This window comes from Selenomonadales bacterium (assembly GCA_017442105.1).
In the GTDB taxonomy this organism is placed as follows: Bacteria; Bacillota; Negativicutes; order RGIG982; family RGIG982; genus RGIG982.
Map to the genome: position 1 here is coordinate 1 of JAFSAX010000016.1, position 2,152 is coordinate 2,152.

The 2,152-nt window shown below is 44.1% G+C and carries 2 protein-coding genes; both read left to right on the plus strand.

The genetic code is table 11. The features are described 5' to 3' along the window. Positions 1–181: 181 nt before the first annotated feature. Entirely contained in the window at positions 182–1,378 is a 1,197-nt protein-coding gene (locus IJN28_00690; protein ID MBQ6712289.1) for an MFS transporter, read from the plus strand. A gap of 210 nt (positions 1,379–1,588) precedes the next feature. Continuing rightward, positions 1,589–2,152: hypothetical protein (locus tag IJN28_00695; protein ID MBQ6712290.1), on the plus strand; the 564-nt coding region annotated here is incomplete at its 3' end.

Consider the following 2,152-nt stretch of genomic DNA (forward strand, 5'->3'; position numbering starts at 1 on the left):
ATCTAACTTGCAGGGGGTTTTTGATTTGATGAGCAGATATGGGAGAGAGGAGCAATGCTGAAAAATAAGCTTGTATCATTTTGTGTGGTACAGGCTTATTTTCTTTTCTCCTAAGAAAAAGTCGAGTATAATAAAACCATACGCGTTTTGCGTAATGGATAGAGCAGAAATAGGTGTTTATATGGAAAAAGGAAAAAGGCCGGTCGTCATCGTTGCGTTGATAACGGCATTATGTTTATTGGGAGATTCCATGCTATACGTGGTGCTTCCGATGTATTGGCAAGAGGTTGGTTTGACATCATTATGGGAAGTCGGCGTGGTTCTGTCGACGAATCGTTTGGTGCGACTTCCGCTCAATCAGGTAGTCGGTTGGGTCTATCAACGGGTATCGGTGAAGACTGCTTTGACAGTCGCTGTTGTGTTGGGGATACTGACTACGATCGGATATGCCGTGGCATCGACATTTGCGATGTGGGTAGCGATACGTGCTCTTTGGGGAATATCGTGGACGTTCTTGCGTTTGGGCGGATACTACGTGGTACTTGAATGTTCGCCTGAGAAAAATCGCGGTCAGTACATGGGTCTATATAATGGACTCCATCGTTTGGGGCATCTGGGCGGGGCGTTGCTAGGCGGTATCCTGGCTGAAGCGTTGGGCTATCATATGATGGCTGTTGTCTTCGGCATCATCACGTTGCCTGCAATCGTTCCTCTTGGCATGTTGAAAAATGTAAAGATAGAAGGTCTTACGCAGGATCGAGGCTCGGTACAGTTGCCGAAAACGATTTGGTTGAAAAGCTCGTTCCTGTGGCTGATGGGAACAGGTTTCGTCGTTACTATGCTGTACTATGGTATGTTCACAACGATCTTGACACCGCTTGTTCATCTGCACGTAGATCCAATCATGATCGGAGCAGGTGTAGTGATCGGTGCAACGGCATTAAGTGGTATTTTGCAGGCGATCCGCTGGGGATGGGAACCGTGGGGAGCGCCATGGGTCGGTAAGCTTTCTGACCACTTTGGAAGTCGTAGCGGTATGCTTGCAGTATCGTTTGCTGTGACGGCTGTTTTGTTTGGTCTGATGACGCTTGATGTGCCGATGTTATTGTGGATACTGATCGTTCTCGGCGTGCAGATGGGCGGTACGTGCCTGACTACCTTGGCTGACTCGGCAGCAGCAGACCGTGCGGCAGAACTGGGCAGAATGTCCGTCATGACGTGGTTTGCCTTTGCATTTGACGTAGGTGCGGCGATCGGTCCGCTCTTGACCTTCTTCTTAGTAGCTCACGCAGGAATCCATTCCGTCTGTATTGCAGGTGCTATCTTCCTGATGATCTTCGCAATCTATTGGGGGCGGAAGAGAATTGCGTTAGGATAAATATGAAAAAGGACTATAGATGCATGCTCGCATGTAACTAAAATTTGCAGAAACCGTCAATTTCTTGATTTTTCTGACTAAATATGCTATTATTATAAACAACGCTGTTGGTGTTGTGAAAAGCCACGGCAGTATGACTATATAAACTTAATGCTCTGCCTAGTGGCAGAGCATTTTTTATTAGATCAGATTATAATAAGGGGCAGTAAAATGAAAGCGTTGCTTTTTGAAAAAAGAGTAGATCAGTCTTTATTGAAGTCAGGATTGACCATACCGAAAAGTGTTCAAAATACTCTTTTGGATGTTATTGGTATTCGACTTTCTAAAGGCGAAAAAGAAAGTATTCAAGTGGTTGTAGGTGAAAATAAATATGAAGCCATAATTACAAATGTTAACTTTAGGGAATCGGTTACGGATAGAGAAGTAGTGCAAATTCGCTATTCTGAGGGGAGCGCGATTTGCCAAGAATTAAAAAGAGTCTTTCTGAAGAGTATGCAGTATATAGCGAGTGGGCAAGGAAATATCCTTTCTACTGAAGGAAAAGAATATGTCGAAGTTTATGCTATCGGTGAAAAGACATTGGAGTTCAAGTGTTATCCCGATAATAGTGTAAAAAAAGAGTTCTTGAAGTATATCGGGAACAAAGATAGCTTAGCCGGATATTCACGATCGTATAAGTTGGTGTTATATAAAGATTTTTTCTCCTTGATGGATGATAGTGGTTCGGCATCCGGTTATAAGGTCGCCGAGGCTTTTCGGAATTTCTATGTAGAT

Coding starts and splice junctions, on each gene's coding strand:
- IJN28_00690 (MBQ6712289.1), top strand. CDS start 182: ATGGAAAAAGGAAAAAGGCCGGTCGTCATCGTTGCGTTGATAACGGCA.